Here is a 21,188-nt window from a genome sequence, read left to right on the forward strand (position 1 = left end):
CTCTCATAGCTCCAATACTTTAAAATTTTCACTTTCTCGTTCATAGTCTAAAAAAGCACCGTCTACAGGCTGAATGAATTCAATGTTGTAGTTATGTTTTTTCAACTTATCGCGTACGTCTCTTTCAGAAACCGCTTCAACGTATAGTGAATCTGTGTGTTCTCTTACAGGTACCTCAGTAGTACTTGCCTGAAAAAATACCTTATATATCATCCAAATCTCTCCTTAAATACCGTATGTTACACTCGCTTATTCTATTATATTAAAAAAACGCGCATAAGAAAAGTCTCTGAGAAAAAAGGACCTTCGGCAAATGTGCGGAAGATCCCTTTAAGCAATCGATTTTTTACGAAGCATGTCCTTCCATTGTCTTCGGATTTTCTTGCGCAGACGACGAAGCATCATATGCCGCCTCCTTTCGATTTGAAGTAAGCTAAAACAGCGTTTCCGGTCTCTCTATATACTTGTATTATATGATGTTTCTAATGAATGTTACATGGATATATGTGGGAAATAGGCGTTTTCATAAGGAATTGGTTTCGAAAGCGGAAATCTTTCTGTATGATGAAAAGGAGTGTGTATACATAACAAAGGGCAGGAGGGCGAGATATGAATAAAAAAGTCATCTTCTTTGATATCGACGGTACTTTATATGACCATGATAAAAAAATACCTGAGTCAACGAAGCAAGCAGTTCATTTATTAAAAGAAAAAGGCCATCACCTCTTTATTGCATCTGGGCGTTCTCCTTTTCTGATTCGGCCCATTTTAGAAGAATTAGGGCTTGACTCATTCATTGCTTATAACGGGCAGTATGTCATGTATGAGGGAGACGTTATTTACGGCAATCCGCTGAAGCAGGAGCTGATGGAGCGGATTTATGAGACAGCGGATCGTCATGATCATCCGCTTGTTTTTATGGGAGAAGAAACGATGAAGGCGTCTGTGCCGAATCATCCGTTTATCCATGAAGGAATCGGTACTTTAAAAACAGAACATCCTGAGCATGATTTGTCTTTCTTTAAAGAAAACGACATTTTTCAAATGCTTTTATTTTGTAAGGCAGAAGAGGAAGTGCAGTATAAGGCATTCCGCGAAGAGATTGATCTTGTCAGATGGCATGAGCTGTCAACAGACGTTCTGCCAAAAGGCGGATCAAAAGCTGAAGGGATTAAACGTGTCATCGAAAGACTTCCTTACGATCAAAAGGACACCATTGCCTTTGGAGACGGACTGAACGACAGAGAAATGATTTCGTTTGCTGGAACAGGCGTTGCGATGGGAAATGCTGTGAGTGAACTGAAAGATTTGGCCGATTTTGTGACAAAGCCAGTAGATGAGGACGGAATATTCCATGCAGTGACCCATCTTGGCCTCATTGAAGAATAAAAAAAGAAGACCCTTAGATCGCCGGGTCTTCTTTTTATGTTATGATCTGCCGATTGCAACAGAGTTTTCTGGTTCAGCGAATGGCTGATCCTTTTGAATATGATCATAAAACATAATGCCATTTAAATGGTCAATTTCGTGCTGAAAGACAATGGCGGGGAACCCTTTTAGGCGGATATCAATGTCCTCTCCTTCAAGAGTTGTAGCCTTGACCCTGATTTTTTGATATCGAGGAACAAATCCAGGGATAGCTTCATCAACAGATAAGCAGCCTTCACCAGTCGCTAAATAAGCTCTTTTGACTGAATGACTGACAATACGCGGGTTGAACAGAGCATAGCTGTATTCTTCTCCGTCTTCATCTTCGCAGTGAACAGCGATCATCCGTTTACTAATATTGATTTGCGGAGCTGCCAATCCAACGCCGGGTCTTAGTCCATATTTTTCAGCAATGTCAGCATCCTGACTGTTTTTAACGAATTCGATCATGTCAGCTAATTGCTGTTTTTCCTCTTCTGTCGGCGGGAGCTCGACCGCTTCAGCTGTTTGTCTTAAGACGGGGTGTCCGTCCCTTACGATATCATCCATGGTAATCACAAAACTTCACTCCTATTTCCTTTGTATGTAAAGTATATAAAATGATACACAACATATGCAATGAAATAAAGAAGACCGGTCCTATGAGACCGGTCAGAGGCTTAAGCCGCCTTAGCAGCAGCCACCGCCGCCTAAGAATGCTGCACCAACGATGATTAATAGGATGAAAAGCACAACGATTAAAGCGAATGTACGTCCGCCACCGTATCCGCATCCGTATCCACCGCCATAACTTGGGTAACAACAGCCACCGCCGTATCCATACCCGTAACCGCCGTATCCACCATACATACTTCCATGACTATAATTAGACATACTTTTGACCTCCTTTGGAAATACACTCGGCCTCTCATAAGTGAAGGCGAAGCGTGTAATATAAACTATGTATGAATGCACTATTTGTATAGTCATGCGCCTATGGCTTGAAAAAAATCTTCTCCGTCTCATCTGACTGACCTCTTTCCTTGTCACAAACGCCTATAAAAATTATAGTGGTATGTGGAGATGTAAAGGGGGACCTTGTGATGAAACAGATGAAAAGAAGCATGAAAGCAGGTGCTGCTTTAGCGGGGATATGTACCCTTTTGCTGGCAGGATGCGGAGGTCAAAGTCCGTTCAATGATATGCAGGATGCGATGACGAAAATGAGTGAAAAAGAAGCATCTTTCGAAAAAGAGCAAGGTACACTGCAAAGCTATGAGAAAAAAGAGCAGAAGCTGTATACAAAAATGATTCAAACAACAAAGGACCATACAAAAACAGTGTCAAGTCTTTCTGATCAGGCGTTAGCATCAGCAGCGAAACGAGAAGAACATTTAAAAACAGAAAAAGACAGCATGGATCAATCGAAAAAAGAATTGAAAACGGTAAAAGAATCTGCCGGGCGATTGAAGGATGCGGAGTTAAAAGAGAAAGCCGATCAAACGGTCAAATCGATTGAGAAACGATATGCGTCATATGATCAGCTTTACAAGGAGTATCAAAAGGCGCTGAAACAAGATCAGCATTTGTATCAATCTTTAAAGAAAAAGGATTTAGGATATAAAGAGCTGAAGTCTAAGCTGAAGGCCGTGAATCGTTCATATAGTAAAGTCAGAAAAGAAAGTAAGAAGTTCAATCAATATACAGACCAATTGAATGAGTATAAACAGGCTTTGTATAAAGCGGCAGATCAAGAGTCAAAAAAGAGCTGAAAAACAGCTCTTTTTTTATTTTTCGACAAAAACAAACATTTTCTATTGTAGTACAGCAGTACACTCTATACTAGTACAGTTCGGGTTGTTTGTTAAACAGATTGATACAGTTCGCCATAAAAAGTAAAGCGAATACATTTATTTAAATAAAGCCGTTAAATCAATTGACGGACTATTTTTCTTGTTGTAAACTATTCCTTGTTAACAGAAGTTGTATTAGTTTTTTGTGAACTATCGTTAATACAGTTAGAAGGACTCAAAAACGAGTGGTCAACCAATGTTTCGACAACGATCTTAGTGGCTATTATATACAGGAGTCATATGAGTATTTTGGGTTATCCTATATCTGTATGTATAAATGGATTCACGACAAATGGACTGTTAAAAGAAAGGAAGAGGTGACTTTAGAATGGCTGCAAAAACAAAAAAAGCAATTGTTGATAGCAAAAAGCAATTTGATGCCATCAAAAAGCAGTTTGAAACGTTTCAAATTTTAAACGAAAAAGGCGAAGTCGTAAACGAAGCGGCAATGCCGGATCTTTCAGATGACCAATTAAAAGAATTAATGCGCCGTATGGTGTTTACACGTGTATTAGATCAACGTTCAATTTCATTGAACCGTCAAGGACGTCTTGGCTTCTATGCGCCAACAGCTGGACAAGAGGCTTCTCAACTTGCAACTCACTTTGCACTTGAGAAAGAAGATTTCATTCTTCCAGGATATCGTGATGTACCACAATTAATCTGGCATGGTCTTCCGCTAACAAAAGCATTCTTGTTCTCTCGCGGACACTTTGTTGGTAATCAAATGCCTGAAGATGTGAATGCACTTTCACCGCAAATCATTATTGGTGCACAAATCATTCAAGCTGCTGGTGTAGCTCTTGGTTTGAAAAAGCGCGGTAAAAAAGCTGTTGCAATCACTTACACTGGTGACGGTGGAGCTTCACAAGGTGATTTCTACGAAGGTATTAACTTTGCAGGGGCTTACAAAGCGCCAGCGATTTTTGTTGTCCAAAACAACAGATATGCGATCTCTACACCTGTTGAAAAGCAGTCTGCTGCACAAACAATTGCACAAAAAGCAGCTGCAGCTGGTATCGTAGGCGTACAAGTTGACGGTATGGATGCATTAGCTGTTTATGCAGCAACTGCTGAAGCTCGTGAGCGCGCTGTAAATGGTGAAGGTCCAACATTAATCGAAACTCTTACATTCCGTTACGGCCCACATACAATGGCTGGTGACGATCCAACAAGATATCGTACAAAAGAAGATGAAAACGAGTGGGAGCAAAAAGATCCATTGGTACGCTACCGCAAATTCTTGGAAAATAAAGGCCTATGGTCTGAAGAAGAAGAGAATAAAGTCATCGAAGATGCAAAAGAACAAATCAAACAAGCAATCAAAGAAGCTGACGAACAGCCTAAGCAAAAAGTCACTGACTTGATTGAAAACATGTACGATGTGAAACCATTCAACTTAGTTGAACAGCTTGAAATTTACAAACAGAAGGAGTCGAAGTAAGCCATGGCGCAAATGACAATGATTCAAGCGATCACTGATGCGTTACGCACAGAACTGAAAAATGACGAAAACGTTCTCGTTTTCGGAGAAGACGTTGGTAAAAACGGCGGCGTATTCCGTGCGACTGAAGGATTGCAAAAAGAGTTTGGTGAGGATCGTGTATTCGATACTCCACTTGCTGAATCTGGTATTGGCGGTCTTGCTATTGGCCTTGGACTACAAGAATTCCGCCCAGTAATGGAAATTCAATTCTTCGGATTCGTTTACGAAGTGTTAGATTCTGTTTCTGGACAAATGGCTCGTATGCGTTACCGTTCTGGCGGACGCTGGCATTCTCCAGTGACAATCCGTTCTCCATTCGGTGGGGGAGTTCATACACCTGAGCTTCACGCTGACAGCTTAGAAGGTCTTATCGCACAACAGCCTGGTATCAAGGTTGTCATTCCTTCAACACCTTACGATGCAAAAGGACTTTTAATTTCTGCAATTCGTGACAACGATCCTGTAGTATTCCTTGAGCATATGAAACTTTATCGCTCTTTCCGTCAGGAAGTTCCTGAAGAAGAGTACACAATTGAAATCGGTAAAGCTGACGTGAAACGTGAAGGTTCTGACCTTTCAATCATCACTTATGGTGCAATGGTTCACGAATCACTAAAAGCTGCTGAAGAGCTAGAAAAAGAAGGCGTTTCTGCTGAAGTTATCGACCTTCGCACAGTAAGCCCGCTTGATATTGAAACAATCATCGCTTCTGTTGAAAAAACAGGCCGTGCGATCGTTGTTCAAGAAGCACAAAAACAAGCTGGTATTGCTGCAAACGTAGTAGCTGAAATCAATGACAGAGCGATCCTTAGCCTGGAAGCACCAGTACTTCGTGTAGCTGCACCTGATACTGTATTTGCTTTCTCTCAAGCTGAGAGCGTATGGCTTCCAAACCATAAAGACGTACTTGAAACAGCGAAGAAAGTTCTTGAATTTTAATTAAATGACAGAGGGGAAAAGAATTTATTTCTCTTCCCCTTTATCAATTACATGACCGTGTAAATATACACAACAAGGGTTCAACAAAATCTAGGAGGCGAAAAACAGTGGCATTTGAATTTAAACTTCCGGACATCGGAGAAGGTATCCACGAAGGTGAGATCGTTAAGTGGTTTGTTAAACCAAACGACGAAATCAATGAAGATGACGTTTTAGCAGAGGTACAAAATGATAAAGCAGTTGTAGAAATTCCTTCACCTGTTAAAGGAAAAGTATTAGAATTAAAAGTTGAAGAGGGAACAGTTGCAACTGTAGGACAAACAATCATTACGTTTGATGCACCTGGTTACGAAAATCTTCAATTTAAAGGCAGCGAAGAAGAAGGCGAAGCAAAAACTGAAGCTCAAGTACAAGGTACTGCTGAAGCTGGTAACGAACCAGAGAAGAAAGAAGTAGCACAAGAAGAAGCGGCAGCAGCAACTGGTGCAGGCGCACAAGAGCAAGTAGATGCTGATCCAAACAAACGCGTTATCGCTATGCCATCTGTACGTAAATATGCTCGTGAAAAAGGCATTGAAATTTACAAAGTTGCAGGTTCTGGTAAAAACGGACGTGTGTTAAAAGAAGATATCGACAGCTTCGTTAATGGTGGTTCTGCAGCTCAAGAAGCAGCACCTCAAGCAGCTGAAAGTGTGAAAGAAGAAGCAGCTCCTAAAGCGGCAGCAGCTCCAGTTCTTGAAGGAGAATTCCCAGAAACTCGCGAGAAAATGAGCGGAATCCGCAAAGCAATCGCGAAAGCAATGGTGAACTCTAAGCATACAGCTCCTCACGTAACATTAATGGATGAAGTTGATGTAACAAACCTTGTTGCACATCGTAAACAATTTAAACAAGTTGCAGCTGATCAAGGAATCAAGTTAACTTACTTGCCTTACGTTGTAAAAGCTCTAACTTCTGCTTTGAAAAAGTACCCAGTACTTAACACTTCTATCGATGATAAAACAGATGAAGTTGTTCAAAAGCATTACTACAACATCGGAATTGCAGCTGACACTGAAAAAGGCTTGCTAGTTCCAGTTGTGAAAAATGCAGATCGCAAAGCGATTTTCGAAGTTTCTAACGAAATCAATGAGCTTGCAACAAAAGCACGTGATGGTAAATTGGCTCCAGCTGAAATGAAAGGTGCATCTTGCACAATCACAAACATCGGTTCTGCTGGTGGACAATGGTTTACTCCAGTCATCAACCACCCAGAAGTAGCGATCCTTGGTATTGGCCGTATCGCTGAAAAAGCGATTGTTCGTGATGGCGAAATCGTTGCAGCTCCAGTCTTAGCTCTTTCCCTAAGCTTTGACCACCGTATGATTGACGGAGCTACTGCGCAAAATGCCCTTAACCACATCAAGCGTTTATTGAATGATCCACAATTAATTTTAATGGAGGCGTAATGTCATGGTAGTAGGAGATTTCCCAATCGAAACAGATACTCTTGTCATCGGTGCAGGTCCTGGTGGATATGTAGCTGCTATTCGTGCTGCACAGCTTGGACAAAAAGTAACAATCGTTGAAAAAGGAACACTTGGCGGTGTATGTCTAAACGTTGGCTGTATTCCTTCAAAAGCATTAATCAATGCTGGCCATCGTTTCGAAAATGCTAAGCATTCTGAAGACATGGGTATCAAAGCTGAAAACGTAACAGTTGATTTCACAAAAGTTCAAGAGTGGAAAGCTTCTGTTGTAAACAAATTAACAGGTGGAGTTCAAGGTCTTCTTAAAGGGAATAAAGTAGACATCGTTAAAGGTGAAGCTTATTTCGTAGACAGCAACTCTGTACGTGTAATGGATGAAAATTCAGCACAGACTTACACTTTCAAAAATGCAATTCTTGCAACTGGATCTCGTCCAATTGAATTGCCTACTTTTAAATACACAGACCGCGTGATCAACTCAACTGGTGCTTTAGCGCTTAAAGAAGTACCTAAAAAATTAGTTGTCATCGGTGGTGGATACATCGGTACTGAGCTTGGTACTGCTTATGCAAACTTTGGAACAGAAGTTGTGATCCTTGAAGGTGGAGACGAAATCCTTCCAGGTTTCGAAAAGCAAATGAGCTCATTGGTTAAACGTAACCTGAAGAAAAAAGGAAACGTTGAAATCCATACAAACGCACTTGCAAAAGGCGTTGAAGAAAAATCTGATGGTGTCACTGTTACGTTCGAAGTAAAAGGCGAAGAAAAAACAGTTGATGCTGATTACGTACTTGTGACTGTTGGTCGTCGTCCAAACACTGATGAGCTTGGTCTTGAGCAAGTTGGTGTTGAATTGACTGACCGCGGAGTTGTCAAAACAGACAAACAATGCCGTACAAGCGTATCTAACATCTATGCAATTGGTGACATCGTTGATGGACCACCACTTGCTCACAAAGCTTCTTACGAAGGTAAAATTGCAGCTGAAGCAATCGCTGGAGAGCCAGCTGAAATTGATTACCTTGGTATTCCTGCTGTTGTATTCTCTGAGCCAGAACTTGCAACTGTTGGATACACTGAAGCAGAAGCGAAAGCAGAAGGAATCGAAATCGTTGCAGCGAAATTCCCATTCGCAGCGAACGGACGTGCACTTTCTCTTGATGCAACTGATGGCTTCATGAAAATGATTACTCGTAAAGAGGATGGTCTAGTGATCGGTGCACAAATCGCAGGTGTTGGCGCTTCTGATATGATTTCAGAGCTTAGCCTTGCAATCGAAGCTGGAGTGACTGCTGAAGATATCGCTATGACAATTCACGCTCACCCAACATTAGGGGAAATTACAATGGAAACGGCTGAAGTAGCAATCGGAAGCCCAATCCACATCGTAAAATAATGAAACCTATGAAACCCTCTCCTTGATGGAGAGGGTTTTTTTGGTGCCCTGAACACCATATGAAAAACCCCTCATGTGGTGAGGGGTTTTTTCATATGGATATATATAAGTGCAAGGTAAATATCATTAGTTTGTATTGACGCGGTCTAAAGCATGACATAAAGGCGATAAGATCTCCTGTTTACTGCGGACATTTCCTTCCACCTTCACGATCACTTTTTCATCATTGACAAGTAAAATAGCCGGTAATTCGTCAACTTCATTTTTCCAGCCTTTACGATCTTCTTTTACAATCATTTTTGACATTTCCTTAGGGTATTCATTTTTTAAATCGAGGACTGCATCATAATAAGGGCTTTCTTTATCAAGGTTTTCTGCATCAGTAAAAAAGAGAATTCTCGGTTTTTGAATATGACGGACTTGGTCGGTCTGATTCGGTATGATATACGCTAATGAGCATGAACTAAGTACAAAGAGCATGGGGAATATAATGAGAAGTGTCCTCATAAAATTCAATCTATTCACCTCAAAATCATTTGGGGTTGTCCCAACATTTTTAGGAGCTTGTTCCCTGTTAGTCACTCTAGTGTATCATGTCCCTTTTGACAATTTTCGATTGTTACTCAATTGTTACAGAATTGATATGAAGCAAAATACAATTGAAACGTTCCCTCAATATGATAAGAAAAAAGCACATATTTATAAAAAATGATTAAATGTGTCATACAATTAACCGTTGACAACTTAAATGTGACATCATATTATAGAAATAAGAAATAGATCAAACGCTTTCAAACTATGAATGAAGAAAAGGGGAATGTACGTGGGTACAATTATTTGTCAAGATTGCAATGAAACCATTGATCAATTTGAAAATGAAAAAGTGACAACGCTATACGGAACGTGTGGTCACTGTCATTGCTGTGATGAAGCCTCTGAATAAATAAAAAAGCATGCAGCTCCATTTGGGGCTGCATGTTTCTTTTTTATAAAATTGGTTTTTGTTCCTTAATCACACGGATCATTTCAAGCGTTGAATCTTCAGGTCCTTGGACAGGGAGACCAATTTCAATATTTTTAAAGATATACGATATATTTTCTTCTGTGATAATTTCACCTGGTATAAAAATCGGAATACCTGGCGGATATACCATCACAAACTCTGCGATAATGCGGCCGACTGCTTCCTTAAACGGAACGACTTCCGTTGTAGCGTAAAAGGCGTCACGCGGCGTCATAGCAAGCGATGGGATCTCAGGCAGCAGCACTTCCGTTACCGCTTGTTTGCCGCCCTCACAAGTAGAGGCTGCGGCAATTTCCTGCATCGCCGTCACGAGCGTATCAATTGTCTCATCTGAATCGCCAGGAGTGACGATACATAAAATGTTGTACAGGTCAGAGAGCTCTACTTCAATTCGGTAACTTTCTCTCAGCCATTTTTCGACATCATGTCCGTTTAACCCAAGGTCTTTAATAGAGATAATTAATTTCGTTGGGTCATAATCGTAAGTGGAAGCTGAACCGAGTACTTCCTTGCCAATGCAGGTAATGCCGTCAATTTGATTCAAGCGGTTTCTCGCTGATTCAGCCAAACGAATGGCTTCATCAGCTAGTGCCTTACCTTCAGTGGCTAATCGTTTTCGAGCGACATCAAGTGACGCTAAGAGCAAATAAGAAGTGGACGTTGTCGTCAGCATACTCAAAATCGATTGCACGCGGTCTTTTGAAAGAAGCCCTTCCTTCATATTTAAAATAGAGCTCTGCGTAAGAGAGCCGCCGAGTTTATGGACACTTGTTGCTGCCATGTCGGCACCTGCCTGCATCGCAGAGAGGGGAAGCTCATCATGAAAATGTATATGCACACCGTGTGCTTCATCGACAAGGACAGGCACATCAAATGAATGGGCAATGTCTACGATTGATTTTAAGTCTGCTGAAATACCAAAATACGTTGGATTAATGACAAGCAAACCTTTCGCATCTGGATGCTCAGTGAGCGCCTTTTTGGCTGATTCCGGTGTAATGCCGTGAGAAATGCCAAGCTCTTTGTCTATTTCTGGGTGAATAAAAACAGGAACTGCGCCAGAAAATACAATCGCGGACATAATTGATTTATGGACATTACGCGGAACGATAATTTTATCTCCAGGTCCGCATACCGTCATCACCATTGTCATGATGGCTCCGCTTGTGCCTTGAATGGAGAAAAACGTATGATCAGCACCGAAGGCTTCAGCAGCAAGCTCCTGAGCTTCTTTTATCATCCCTCGAGGTGAATGTAAATCATCGAGAGGTTCTATATTAATGAGGTCAATGCTTAATGCATTGTCGCCAATGAATGCTCTAAATTCAGGATCCATTCCGGCTCCTTTTTTATGGCCTGGAATGTGAAATTGGACTGGATTGGTTGCTGCGTGTTTTTTTAGTCCAGTATATAAGGGTGTATCATGTTGTGACAATTGCTTTCCCACCTTCATCGAAATACCTGCTATTATTGTGCCAATTACAGCAGATTTCATTGCATAAAACAAAAGAATTATATTATGAACTGATCGGAATGTAAAGCATAAAATCAATCGGTTTCTGATCAAACAGATGCTATAATAAAAGTTCAAATTAGAAATGAGTGTTAAAGTGAGGGACAAGTAAATGGAATATCAATATCCAATGGATGTCGACTGGACGACAGAGGAAAAAATTGCGGTCATTTCATTTTTTCAGGCTGTTGAAAAAGCCTATGAAAAAGGAATTGCGAAGCAGGAGTTATTAGATGCTTATAAACGATTTAAAGAGGTTGTGCCATCAAAAGCAGAGGAAAAAACGCATTGTGCGGCGTTTGAAAAGGGAAGCGGGTATTCCCCTTATCGTGCAGTGAAAACCGCAAGAGAGGCAGAAGAAACAGCCCTTATACGCATGTAAAAAACGAGCCGATAAGGGCTCGTTTTTTTATACAGATTCTTTCTGTGTGAAGCGGTATAGATACGTCAGCGTGCGGAAGGCATTTTCGATTTTCGATAGGAATTCTTCATTATTCATTTGAACGACTTCCTCTCTAGGCAGCTGGATGCCGCATAGAAGCTCGGCTTTCTTCACTGTTTGAACACGTTCAAACAGCGTTTTCAGCTGTTCGGAATCTAGTTCGCTGTGACGCATGACATCTGGTTTCATATGATCTTTAGACCAAACAAAATCTTGCGGTATTTTCTGCTGGATGGTGTCTAGCTCTTTTTCAAATAACTGGCCGTACTCACCTTTCACTGGAGATTCATAAATGAGCGCAAACCAGACAAAGACATGTGTTTTCCAAAGCCCAATTTGAAAATGAGGGAGTTTTTTATATCCGCGCTTACTGTTTGCAAAAGCAACCCATGTATCATTTGGTGGGTTGACAGATCTTCTAGCATGCTTTGCGACGTGTACAAACATTTCGTCTCCTGTAATAGAAGAAAGAAGTGGTGCAAAATGTTCGCCAAGTGCCTCAAGCTTTGGACGGACTCTTTCTTTTAATACAGTCATTCGTTCATCTAAACCATCAACTGTGAATGTTTCAAAATCTTCATCTCTAAAACGCATTTCACTCATGTTATGCCTCCTGTATCTTTTCGCTGATCATATTTTATCATAGCTTGGGTCAAGCTCAAAAAAAGATGCACCGTCAGATAAAAGATTGTAAAGGGCGTGGTGCAGCGTTTAAAACCTTTCATTTTGTGGTACATCATTAATAGGTAAAGACACAATTTTCAGAATGTCGTTGCGGTTATGCGATCGCTTCATACGATATAAGCAAGAACCATTTCTCTTATCGATTGAATTTTTTATCAATGAAAACTGACAAGGAATGAATCATTCTCTGGAAGGGGCGTTGACCAATGAAGCAAATCGTGAAGCAGGGGTATAGACAGGAGAAGAAAAATCGCATCGCTGTGTGGAGATTAGAGGTTGATTATGAGCTTTCTACGCTTCATGAAGCCATCGAACAAAAAGATGACACCCAAATCGAACGCAGCAAACGAAAGCTTGAGCGCCTAAGAAAAGAATGGGAGCAGCTTCAAGGGTAAAACAGGGTGAGGTAAAAACGAACCAATTCATCGGTTCGTTTTTGTATGAAGCTGCTTTTTTCTTGCTTTTACGTACATAATATCAGTATGCTATTACAAATAGGTCCTACATAGAAAAGAGGTTTACAATCTGATGACAAACTGGGTGGAAATTGACCGTCTTGCAAAGCTCTGGGTAAAAGAAGCAGGGAGCCGTATTAAAGCGTCCATGCAGGAAGGTCTATCAATTGAAACAAAATCAAATCCAAATGATCTAGTCACGAATATCGATAAAGAAACAGAACGTTTTTTTATTGAAAAAATACAGTCGACATTTTCAGATCATCACATTTTAGGAGAAGAGGGACAAGGGGAAGAGGTCACCTCACTCGATGGAATTGTGTGGATCATTGATCCGATCGATGGCACAATGAACTTTGTCCATCAAAAGCGCAACTTTGCCATTTCAATCGGGATATTTGAAAATGGTGTGGGGAAAGTCGGTCTTATTTATGACGTCATTCATGACGAGCTCTACCATGCCATTAAAGGAGAAGGAGCCTATATGAACGATATCCTGCTCCCTCCATTAAAAGATGTGGAGATTGAAAAAGCCATTGTGGGTATTAATCCGACATGGGCGATTGAAAGCCCTTATTTTGACGCCAAACCATTTGCCCGTCTTGTGCGTGACGTGAGAGGGACACGAACGATTGGATCAGCTGCCCTTGAGCTTGCTTATATTGCAAGCGGCAGAAGTGACGCATATGTCACCTTAAGGCTTGCGCCGTGGGATTATGCAGCTGGCTGCGTACTGCTTGATGAAGTAGGGGCCGTTTACTCAAATATTCACGGAGAACGTCTTACGTTCCTAGACAAAAACAGTATAGTGGCTGGAAATCGATCCATTTGTGAAAAAATCTTGCATGATTACATAAAAGGAAGCGGAAATAAAAAATAAACAACATCACTTCATGAGAATGAAGTGATTTTTTGTTTTTCCTGAAACTTTTTGGTAAGGCGGATGTCTATACGAATGAGGCCTTAATTTCATGTAAAGGATTGTGTATCAATGTTTGATTTGTTTAGTGATTTATCGCTCCATTTTGAAAGGTATTTTATTTTAAACGAGTACAGTATCCACATCATTCAATGGTGTGTACTTGGACTATTTGTCCTTTTCATGACACTTCCCATATGGAAAGAAAAGAAGAGTGGTTATGCATTCTATGCTGGAATCGTATTAAGAGTTGTTCTGCTTGGCGGTATAACAGTTGAAATGATCCACCAAGTCCTAGCTAGACAGTATACGATCGAAACATTTGAAGTGCTGACAGATTTCATGCAATTTCTCATCTATGGGTATGTCTTGCTTGCATCACTGTACTATGTGATTACTCTTCCTTATTTAAAAAATAAAGGTATGTTCTTTGTTTTTGATTTATCTGTATTACTTCTGCCTTTATGTCAAACAGTGTTTATTGTGTTTGCTGAAAGCAAAAAGTTCTTTCTTAGCGGTGATACGGGGCTAGTATGGAGAGATATGATCACCATTTTGGCTATGGCTTGCTTTGCCGCTTTGTTGCTGCACAATTTCTTTCGCTTGTTTTGGCAGCGAAAGTGGAAGGAATTGCTTTTGTTCTATGGCTTGATTTTCGCAGCCTTGGTTTATATATTTTATCCTTCTATCTCGAAGCATGAGCTCCAATCTTCATTTAAATCGATTGTCATTTTAGCGGCAGCAGCAGGAAGCTTAATGACGATTGATTTGTTATCTGCTTTACTACGGGACAAGCTGAGATTAAGGCAGTGGGGCGCTGGTTGTATAACTGTCTTTTTTCTGCTGTTACTCAACCCGGTTGTCAATATTCCTCATACCATGTTCCAATTTACCAAAACGGAACTGGTAGATACTTTTTCACAAGAATATCGCCCTTTATCAGCAGTAAGTGCAAAAGCATTCGCTTCAAAATTTGTACCAGAAGATCAATCGCTTTATTTAAATGCTAGTCATCAGCCTATCCCATATCATTACGTGTTTGCAGATGATCAGTATGAAGTGAATATATCTGCGTTTACAGGTGAATTAAGCGGATATTCTTATCGAGGTCGTGTAGAGGGAAAGGGGCTGACCGATAAAGAATATAGGAAAAAAACCATTGAATTTTTCGAAAAAAGCGGGCGGTCAATCGATCTACATCGCATTCAATTGGCTGTACAAAAAAAAGACGGAGAGACGAATGTTCTTCTTCTGCCAAAAATGTCTCAGAATGAACGTGACAGCTTTGCGTTTGCCACTTGGAAAAAAGGGACCCTTCGACAAGCGCAATACGAAAACGCCATCTTTCAATTAAAGGATATAGACGGAATCCATCTAACAGAAACGGAGATAAAAAACAGGATCAACAGTATTTATAAACATTTAAATCTAGAGCCGCCAGCCTATCAAATCACAGGCATTGATGAATTTTATTTTAATTGGCAGCATGAAGTGAGGGTCACAACTAAAGATCAATCGGAGTTTCTGTTTAATGGCTCAACAAAAGAAGTTATCAGCTTTAAGCTGTCAAAAGCGTTTCTTCAACAGAAAAAAGGGAACGTCAGCGATGAAGATTTGTTAAAAATCATAGGGAAAAAGCCAAAAGACATAAGAAAAGAAACAGGCACTAGTGAAAGCAAACAATTTACATTTAACCACTCCTCTCATGTCATCAATCTATTTAAAGGGGATGATGGAATTGAGTTGAGAGTGCAATCGCAATCAGCTTCTTCTATCCCGCACGCAGTATCTAATCAAGATCGGGAAGACGTCTATCAGCAAGTACTTAAGAGGTATAAACCATCTACGATCTATAAAAAGCAAATAAAACCTGTGAGGATGATCGACAAAGAAGGGAATATCGACATTTCATGGCTTGTCATCATACAAACCTTCGGATCAAATGAGCATAAAATCTATGAAGTGAATGGACGAACAAAAGAGGTGCATCGTTTTGACAGATAAAGAAAAACAAGCCATCTTTCAAGACTTATATGAACTGTATCAAGAAGGGGATCTGGGAGGCGAGGCAGCCAGCTGGATGAAGGCACACGAACAGCAATTTCAGCAAGTGGTCGCGGGTAAAAAGCAGTCTTCAGCGCCGATGGAAAGTCAGAATGACTATGACGATTTAAAACGCATGAAAGGGTTTATTTACTCGTTATACTTCTTTTTTATCGTTTTATCGATTTGGATGACTGTGTGGTTTTATTTTTGATGTCCAGACCAGCAGACCAAATTGAAAAAATCTATGAAGAATATTTTCAGGAAATCACTAAATATTTATATCGCCGGACGGGAAATATGGAAACGGCCAAGGACCTTGCACAGGACGTATTTATGAAGGCACTGCATGGGTTGTCCTCCTTTAAGGGACATTCTAGTATGAAAACATGGCTTTATACCATTGCGTATCACACATTTGTGAATGATTATCGCCGAAAAATAAAATGGACTTTTACAAACGTAGAGGAAATAGATTTCTTAGAGCAGCAGTCGTTCACAACACCAGAAGATTACATCGAAACACAAGCTGACATCGAAAGGCTGTGGCATCATATTCATCAGCTGAAGGATTCATATCGGGAGGTCCTCATTTTAAGAGATATTCAAGAATTGTCATATGAAGAAGTAGCTGAAATTTTGAATTGGACTTTATCTAAAGTCAAAACAACCCTTCATCGAGCCAGATTAGAGCTGAAGCGAATGCTACATTGTGAGGAGTTCAATAAATGAGCTGTTATTTGATTGAAGAATTGTTACCACTTTATATAGAGGGGGACACGAGTGCAGAAACAAATAAAATTGTTGCAGATCACATACAATCCTGCGAGAGCTGCCGTCACCTTTATCACGAAATGAAAGAGCCAATAATCCTTATACAGACTCCTGATCTCGTGCCATATATAGATGAAAAGGAAGAAAAAAGAAAATTTGAAAAGCGCTACTATGGCAAGCTGCTATATCGAGCAAGTATCGCGTTTTGTATAGGATACGTCATGATGATCATTCTTTATTGGCTGAAATAAAAAACCCCCATCTGGATGAACCAGGTGGGGGTTTTTCTGAGCTTAGCTTAATTTTTCTTTCGCAATTTGAACTGCATCATAGAACACTTTTAATTGCTCTTGAGGAATTTTCTTAAGCATTTGGTTGAAAACAAGTAATTCAGTAGAGCTGAATCCAAGACCTTTTGCGATTTTTGAATCAATCACAACGTTTCCTTTTTTGTCTAGAACAAGGGCATCGCCAGCAAGATCAGCAATTCTGATCACTGATTTGAAAAGCTTTTCGAATTTAGCCGCTTCTTCTTTTGTAAGACCAAGTTCAACAGCTTTTGCTGCATCAAAAACCAATTTTCCTTTTTCGTTTTTAGTGATGCTTTCACTGAAAACGATTGTAAGAACAGCTGCGCGATCTAAGAATTTCTCAGCAGTCGCCGCTTCTTCTTCAGTTAGTCCGAGCTCAACAGCTTTTTTCACATCAAATGTGTAGTTGTTGTCTTCCTCAACAAATGAATTGATGAGAATGTTGATGACACGCTCGTTTTTCTCCAATAATTCTTTAATGATTTGCTGCTGTTCAAAAGGAATTCCTTTGAAAGTTGCAGCGCTTGCTTGCCCAGGAGCTACTGTTGTGAAAGTAAGAATGATAGCTAAAGCGAAAAATACAACAGAGCTGAGCGATTTGCTCAAAAACTTCTTCATGCTTCTTTTCTCTCCCTTTTCTGTTAAATTTTGTTGCAAGAAAAGCATACCATGAGAAACTTTGTGGAAGAATAGGAAAATTGTAACTTTATGTTTGATTTTGGAGAACTATAAAAGTTCTTGTCGATAAATAGAGGGGTTCAGATTGCTTACTTTTGTCAATTCTTCAAGATACGTTCCGTCTGAAAAATGGAGCTTTCATAGGTGATTTGTCTTGTTTTTACTCAAAATAAAAAGCCTTCTACATATAGAATGTAAAAGGCTTTTAACTAATTTTATGATTGCACGTTTAATTTTCTTTTTAATGTAAATCCTGTACCCATGAAAATCATGGCGAACACGATACTTAAACATATGCCCAGTATGTTTTTTTCTGCAAGAGATACCCCAATAAACGCCATACTGACAACTGCAAGTAATGCACATAATAATAGAAGCCATTTGATTTGTTTCATTTGTCTTCATCCCTTTTTTTAGAGTTAATATAAGTTTACAGAAAAACGATCGGCATTTAAAGGGGATTGTGATATAATATGAAAGTTATCTAATTATTTTAGGAGATGAAAATGTGAAACTTCGAAAAGACCTTCGCAACATCGCAATTATTGCCCACGTTGACCATGGTAAAACGACGCTTGTTGACCAATTGCTCCATCAAGCTGGTACTTTCCGTGCGAATGAAAATATCGCTGAGAGAGCCATGGATTCAAATGATTTAGAGCGAGAGCGCGGTATTACGATTTTAGCTAAAAATACTGCGATCCATTATAAAGATACACGCATTAATATTTTAGATACACCAGGACACGCCGATTTCGGTGGTGAAGTTGAGCGTATCATGAAAATGGTAGATGGTGTACTCCTCGTTGTGGATGCTTATGAAGGCTGTATGCCTCAAACACGCTTTGTGCTGAAAAAAGCACTTGAGCAAAACTTAACACCAATCGTTGTCGTCAATAAAATTGACCGCGACTTTGCTCGTCCGGCTGAAGTAGTCGATGAAGTAATCGACTTGTTTATTGAATTGGATGCAACAGAAGAACAGCTTGAATTCCCAGTTGTCTATGCATCAGCAATCAATGGTACAGCAAGTAATGATGCGAGCAAGCAAGATGAAAACATGGAATCTTTGTTTGAAGCCATTGTGAACCATATTCCTTGCCCAGTTGATAACCATGAAGAGCCGCTTCAATTCCAAGTGGCACTACTTGATTACAATGATTATGTTGGCAGAATTGGAATTGGCCGTGTATTCAGAGGAACAATGCAAGTAGGACAGCAGGTAGCCTTGATGAAAGTCGACGGCACTGTGAAACAATTCCGTGTAACAAAGATCTTTGGTTTCCAAGGGTTAAAACGAGTGGAAATCAACGAAGCGAAAGCGGGAGATCTTGTCGCTGTATCTGGAATGGAAGACATCAACGTAGGTGAAACGGTTTGTCCGGTAGAACACCAAGAAGCACTTCCAATCCTTCGTATTGATGAGCCGACACTTCAAATGACGTTTGTTGTAAACAACAGCCCATTTGCAGGCCGTGAAGGAAAATACGTGACATCACGTAAAATCGAAGAGCGTTTAGAGCAGCAGCTTCAAACAGATGTCAGTCTTCGTGTAGATCCAACTGATTCACCTGATGCTTGGGTTGTTTCTGGACGCGGAGAGCTTCACTTATCCATTCTCATTGAGAATATGAGACGTGAAGGTTTTGAATTACAAGTATCGAAGCCAGAAGTTATTGTAAAAGAAGTTGATGGTGTTCGATGTGAGCCTGTAGAGCGCGTTCAAATTGATGTACCAGAAGAGCATACTGGCTCTGTTATGGAATCAATGGGTGCAAGAAAAGGTGAAATGATTGACATGATCAATAATGGTAACGGTCAAGTTCGCCTGATCTTTACAGTGCCATCACGTGGTTTAATTGGATATACAACTGAATTTCTTTCATTAACTCGTGGTTTTGGTATTTTGAACCATACGTTTGACAGCTACCAGCCAATGCAGTCTGGTCAAGTTGGCGGACGCCGTCAAGGTGTACTTGTTTCAATGGAAACAGGTAAAGCGACTGCTTACGGAATCCAAGGCGTGGAAGAGCGCGGTGTGATCTTTGTTGAGCCGGGTACTGAAGTATACCAAGGCATGATCGTTGGGGAGCATAACCGTGAGAACGACCTTGTTGTAAACGTAAGCCGTATGAAACAACAAACAAACGTACGTTCAGCGACGAAAGATCAAACGGTTAGCATGAAAAAACCTCGTATTATGTCACTTGAGGAATCTCTTGAGTACTTGAATGAAGACGAATACTGTGAGGTTACACCTGAATCAATTCGTCTTAGAAAGAAAATTTTAGACAAAAACGAACGTGAGAAAGCAGCGAAGAAGAAAAAGCTAGCAGGATTATCTTAATTCCATGAAGAATTAAAAAGATAGAACCCTGAAAGATAAGGGGAGGGAATCTTTTTGAATGATCAGGAAGTAAGTGAAAATTTATCCTTTTTCGCGATGCTGTTTCGTGTCGATGAAAATCCGCAAACAGGGATGTGGCTCCTATATGGCACCATCCTTGTTTTAGCGATTATTGTTTTTAAGCTCGGCTTTGCAAGACGTTTACCGATTTTAAAAGCGCTCGTAATTTATTTGTTTTTGATTTTTGGCTGCACGTTTCTCACATTTCTAGGAATCTTCCTGCCGGTAGCGGAAGGACTGGTTGTGGCAGCTGCCATTTTGATTATTTATAAAATACGGTTGCATCGTGCGAAAAAAGAAGGAACAGTCAGTACGTAAAAAAAGACCTGAACATGTGTCAGGTCTTTTTTTATGTCTTTTGTTCTTTCTTTCCTTTTTTCTTCTTTTTCTCTTTCGTCGCAGGATCCTGATAAAGAGAGAATCTGCCAGTTTTGATGCGAGCTTCAGTCTTTATTTTAATGCGTTCTTGGCAGTCATCGCACATATATGTATGAATGGGCCGGTTTCTTAACCGTTTAGCAACAAGTGTATCATCATCAATGGTTTCAAGCTTTTCACATAATGAGCACTTCACTCTCATCATTTTCACCTCACTTTATTGCATTTATTATAGCATGTTTTCCAGCTACTTAAAATCAGCGTAGAAAAAGGCTTATATCACAGGAGATATAAGCCGTTCTCATTAGTTCTTCTGATTCATATGATGGTTTGATTGGTCGTTTTGATTTTTTTCTAACTGCTTTTGATCCTGTTCTTTGAGCTGATTATTCGGATCATTTGTCGGATCCTTTTCGTTACGGTCGATCTCATTTCTCGGCATCTCTGGCATCACGCGGCCGACAATGGCAGCCAGTTCATCCATAATACCGCTTACAGGACGGCCTGCTTGGATTTCTTTGCCCATTTCTTTTAAACGGCTGACTGTATCCGGATCAGCAACCACAACAGCATTTGCACCTTCCGGGTCATTTCTCAGCGCTTTTGCAACTGAATATTTAATGGTTTCTACTTTGCTTCTATCTAAATCATTTTTTACATCAATACCTACAACAGCATAACGGCCGATGACGATTGCCGTTGCATCATTGACATCTGCTACGTGCTCTGTCACATTGACAAGATGCTCCGCAACATCTGTAGATGGGCGGGCTTGATTTGTCTTTTTCTTCGATGAGTCTGACACCCGTACTAAGTGCTGGCGTCCATCTTGCTTGTCCAGCGCCTCTGGCTTTTCCTGCTGCTGGCAAGCGCCTAACAGAATGATCGTTTGAATCATGAATAATGTCAAAAATAGTCGCATTTATATTCCCTCCTTCACAAACTGCATGATTTATTTTATTGTTGAATTAACCTTCTAACTTTATTCATGAAAACATATATTTTAACAA

The 21,188-nt window shown here is 40.2% G+C and carries 26 protein-coding genes; 16 read left to right on the top strand and 10 right to left on the bottom strand.

Going from position 1 to position 21,188, the window contains the following annotated elements; all coding sequences use genetic code 11:
* Positions 1-3: 3 nt before the first annotated feature.
* A complete protein-coding gene (locus BAE31_RS03685) occupies positions 4-213 on the bottom strand; it encodes a DNA-dependent RNA polymerase subunit epsilon (protein WP_008345114.1) in 210 nt (69 codons plus the stop codon).
* A 396-nt stretch (positions 214-609) separates the two neighbouring features.
* Here BAE31_RS03685 and BAE31_RS03690 point away from each other — a divergent pair, with 396 nt between their 5' ends.
* Complete coding sequence (locus BAE31_RS03690; RefSeq protein WP_076839490.1) at positions 610-1,389, top strand: Cof-type HAD-IIB family hydrolase; 780 nt, start codon at positions 610-612, stop codon at positions 1,387-1,389.
* 39 nt (positions 1,390-1,428) lie between these two features.
* On the opposite strand, the gene def is transcribed toward BAE31_RS03690, so the two are convergent.
* Positions 1,429-1,986: a peptide deformylase gene (def, locus tag BAE31_RS03695; protein ID WP_024424751.1), complete on the bottom strand. Its 558-nt coding sequence runs from the start codon at positions 1,984-1,986 to the stop codon at positions 1,429-1,431.
* A gap of 111 nt (positions 1,987-2,097) precedes the next feature.
* Positions 2,098-2,277, bottom strand: a complete 180-nt coding sequence (locus tag BAE31_RS03700) for a YjcZ family sporulation protein (RefSeq protein ID WP_026050085.1) — start codon at positions 2,275-2,277, stop codon at positions 2,098-2,100.
* Between the two features lie 233 nt (positions 2,278-2,510).
* Here BAE31_RS03700 and BAE31_RS03705 point away from each other — a divergent pair, with 233 nt between their 5' ends.
* The 5 genes from BAE31_RS03705 to lpdA all read left to right on the top strand — a co-directional run bounded on the left by BAE31_RS03705 (position 2,511) and on the right by lpdA (position 8,550).
* Positions 2,511-3,179: a YkyA family protein gene (locus BAE31_RS03705; protein ID WP_076839492.1), complete on the top strand. Its 669-nt coding sequence runs from the start codon at positions 2,511-2,513 to the stop codon at positions 3,177-3,179.
* A gap of 409 nt (positions 3,180-3,588) precedes the next feature.
* Positions 3,589-4,704, top strand: coding sequence for a pyruvate dehydrogenase (acetyl-transferring) E1 component subunit alpha (gene pdhA, locus BAE31_RS03710; protein ID WP_024424754.1), 1,116 nt, complete (start codon positions 3,589-3,591; stop codon positions 4,702-4,704).
* A gap of 3 nt (positions 4,705-4,707) precedes the next feature.
* Positions 4,708-5,685: a pyruvate dehydrogenase complex E1 component subunit beta gene (gene pdhB, locus BAE31_RS03715; RefSeq protein WP_012009824.1), complete on the top strand. Its 978-nt coding sequence runs from the start codon at positions 4,708-4,710 to the stop codon at positions 5,683-5,685.
* A 107-nt stretch (positions 5,686-5,792) separates the two neighbouring features.
* Positions 5,793-7,133 carry a dihydrolipoamide acetyltransferase family protein gene (locus BAE31_RS03720; RefSeq protein ID WP_076839494.1) on the top strand — a complete coding sequence of 447 codons (1,341 nt, stop codon included), beginning with the start codon at positions 5,793-5,795 and terminating at the stop codon, positions 7,131-7,133.
* Between the two features lie 4 nt (positions 7,134-7,137).
* The gene (gene lpdA, locus BAE31_RS03725) at positions 7,138-8,550 is read left to right on the top strand and encodes a dihydrolipoyl dehydrogenase (protein ID WP_039178233.1); all 1,413 of its coding nucleotides are present in this window, start codon (positions 7,138-7,140) and stop codon (positions 8,548-8,550) included.
* A 126-nt stretch (positions 8,551-8,676) separates the two neighbouring features.
* Here the strand turns inward: lpdA and BAE31_RS03730 are convergent, their stop codons facing one another.
* Positions 8,677-9,057, bottom strand: a complete 381-nt coding sequence (locus tag BAE31_RS03730; RefSeq protein WP_226014930.1) for a hypothetical protein — start codon at positions 9,055-9,057, stop codon at positions 8,677-8,679.
* 316 nt (positions 9,058-9,373) lie between these two features.
* On the opposite strand from BAE31_RS03730, the gene BAE31_RS03740 reads away from it, so the two are divergent.
* Positions 9,374-9,493, top strand: a complete 120-nt coding sequence (locus tag BAE31_RS03740) for a GapA-binding peptide SR1P (RefSeq protein WP_003212464.1) — start codon at positions 9,374-9,376, stop codon at positions 9,491-9,493.
* 43 nt (positions 9,494-9,536) lie between these two features.
* Here the strand turns inward: BAE31_RS03740 and BAE31_RS03745 are convergent, their stop codons facing one another.
* Positions 9,537-11,009, bottom strand: coding sequence for an aminotransferase class I/II-fold pyridoxal phosphate-dependent enzyme (locus tag BAE31_RS03745; RefSeq protein ID WP_139336367.1), 1,473 nt, complete (start codon positions 11,007-11,009; stop codon positions 9,537-9,539).
* Between the two features lie 190 nt (positions 11,010-11,199).
* Between BAE31_RS03745 and BAE31_RS03750 the strand changes: the two genes are divergently transcribed.
* A complete protein-coding gene (locus tag BAE31_RS03750) occupies positions 11,200-11,469 on the top strand; it encodes a UPF0223 family protein (RefSeq protein ID WP_076839499.1) in 270 nt (89 codons plus the stop codon).
* Positions 11,470-11,496: 27 nt separating this feature from the next.
* On the opposite strand, the gene BAE31_RS03755 is transcribed toward BAE31_RS03750, so the two are convergent.
* On the bottom strand, positions 11,497-12,132 hold the full coding sequence (locus tag BAE31_RS03755) for a DUF1054 domain-containing protein (protein ID WP_024426894.1): 636 nt from the start codon (positions 12,130-12,132) through the stop codon (positions 11,497-11,499).
* 287 nt (positions 12,133-12,419) lie between these two features.
* On the opposite strand from BAE31_RS03755, the gene BAE31_RS03760 reads away from it, so the two are divergent.
* The 6 genes from BAE31_RS03760 to BAE31_RS03785 all read left to right on the top strand — a co-directional run bounded on the left by BAE31_RS03760 (position 12,420) and on the right by BAE31_RS03785 (position 16,655).
* Complete coding sequence (locus BAE31_RS03760) at positions 12,420-12,608, top strand: hypothetical protein (RefSeq protein ID WP_076839501.1); 189 nt, start codon at positions 12,420-12,422, stop codon at positions 12,606-12,608.
* Positions 12,609-12,741: 133 nt separating this feature from the next.
* Positions 12,742-13,548 (top strand): inositol monophosphatase family protein, encoded by an 807-nt coding sequence (locus BAE31_RS03765; RefSeq protein ID WP_076839503.1) that lies wholly within the window; start codon positions 12,742-12,744, stop codon positions 13,546-13,548.
* A gap of 111 nt (positions 13,549-13,659) precedes the next feature.
* Complete coding sequence (locus BAE31_RS03770; RefSeq protein WP_076839505.1) at positions 13,660-15,591, top strand: hypothetical protein; 1,932 nt, start codon at positions 13,660-13,662, stop codon at positions 15,589-15,591.
* Positions 15,581-15,844 (top strand): hypothetical protein, encoded by a 264-nt coding sequence (locus BAE31_RS03775; protein ID WP_041108864.1) that lies wholly within the window; start codon positions 15,581-15,583, stop codon positions 15,842-15,844. Before BAE31_RS03770 ends, BAE31_RS03775 begins: the two co-directional genes overlap by 11 nt.
* Complete coding sequence (locus BAE31_RS03780; protein ID WP_041109739.1) at positions 15,844-16,362, top strand: sigma-70 family RNA polymerase sigma factor; 519 nt, start codon at positions 15,844-15,846, stop codon at positions 16,360-16,362. The genes BAE31_RS03775 and BAE31_RS03780 overlap by 1 nt, the downstream gene beginning before the upstream one ends.
* Positions 16,359-16,655, top strand: a complete 297-nt coding sequence (locus BAE31_RS03785; protein WP_041108866.1) for an anti-sigma factor family protein — start codon at positions 16,359-16,361, stop codon at positions 16,653-16,655. Before BAE31_RS03780 ends, BAE31_RS03785 begins: the two co-directional genes overlap by 4 nt.
* Positions 16,656-16,697: 42 nt before the next feature.
* Here the strand turns inward: BAE31_RS03785 and BAE31_RS03790 are convergent, their stop codons facing one another.
* Both BAE31_RS03790 and BAE31_RS03795 read right to left on the bottom strand, forming a co-directional pair.
* A complete protein-coding gene (locus BAE31_RS03790; protein ID WP_041108868.1) occupies positions 16,698-17,333 on the bottom strand; it encodes a hypothetical protein in 636 nt (211 codons plus the stop codon).
* Between the two features lie 275 nt (positions 17,334-17,608).
* Positions 17,609-17,788, bottom strand: coding sequence for a DUF5325 family protein (locus BAE31_RS03795; protein WP_024424767.1), 180 nt, complete (start codon positions 17,786-17,788; stop codon positions 17,609-17,611).
* Positions 17,789-17,901: 113 nt separating this feature from the next.
* Here BAE31_RS03795 and typA point away from each other — a divergent pair, with 113 nt between their 5' ends.
* Both typA and BAE31_RS03805 read left to right on the top strand, forming a co-directional pair.
* Positions 17,902-19,740, top strand: coding sequence for a translational GTPase TypA (typA, locus tag BAE31_RS03800; RefSeq protein WP_041084955.1), 1,839 nt, complete (start codon positions 17,902-17,904; stop codon positions 19,738-19,740).
* 96 nt (positions 19,741-19,836) lie between these two features.
* A complete protein-coding gene (locus tag BAE31_RS03805) occupies positions 19,837-20,118 on the top strand; it encodes a YlaH-like family protein (protein WP_051009092.1) in 282 nt (93 codons plus the stop codon).
* Between the two features lie 31 nt (positions 20,119-20,149).
* Here BAE31_RS03805 and BAE31_RS03810 read toward each other — a convergent pair whose 3' ends face one another.
* Both BAE31_RS03810 and BAE31_RS03815 read right to left on the bottom strand, forming a co-directional pair.
* Entirely contained in the window at positions 20,150-20,380 is a 231-nt protein-coding gene (locus tag BAE31_RS03810; RefSeq protein ID WP_024424769.1) for a YlaI family protein, read from the bottom strand.
* Between the two features lie 102 nt (positions 20,381-20,482).
* The gene (locus BAE31_RS03815) at positions 20,483-21,100 is read right to left on the bottom strand and encodes a YhcN/YlaJ family sporulation lipoprotein (protein ID WP_041108870.1); all 618 of its coding nucleotides are present in this window, start codon (positions 21,098-21,100) and stop codon (positions 20,483-20,485) included.
* Positions 21,101-21,188 lie beyond the last annotated feature (88 nt).

The organism is Bacillus sp. I-2, from assembly GCF_001974945.1.
Lineage (GTDB): Bacteria > Bacillota > Bacilli > Bacillales > Bacillaceae > Bacillus > Bacillus safensis.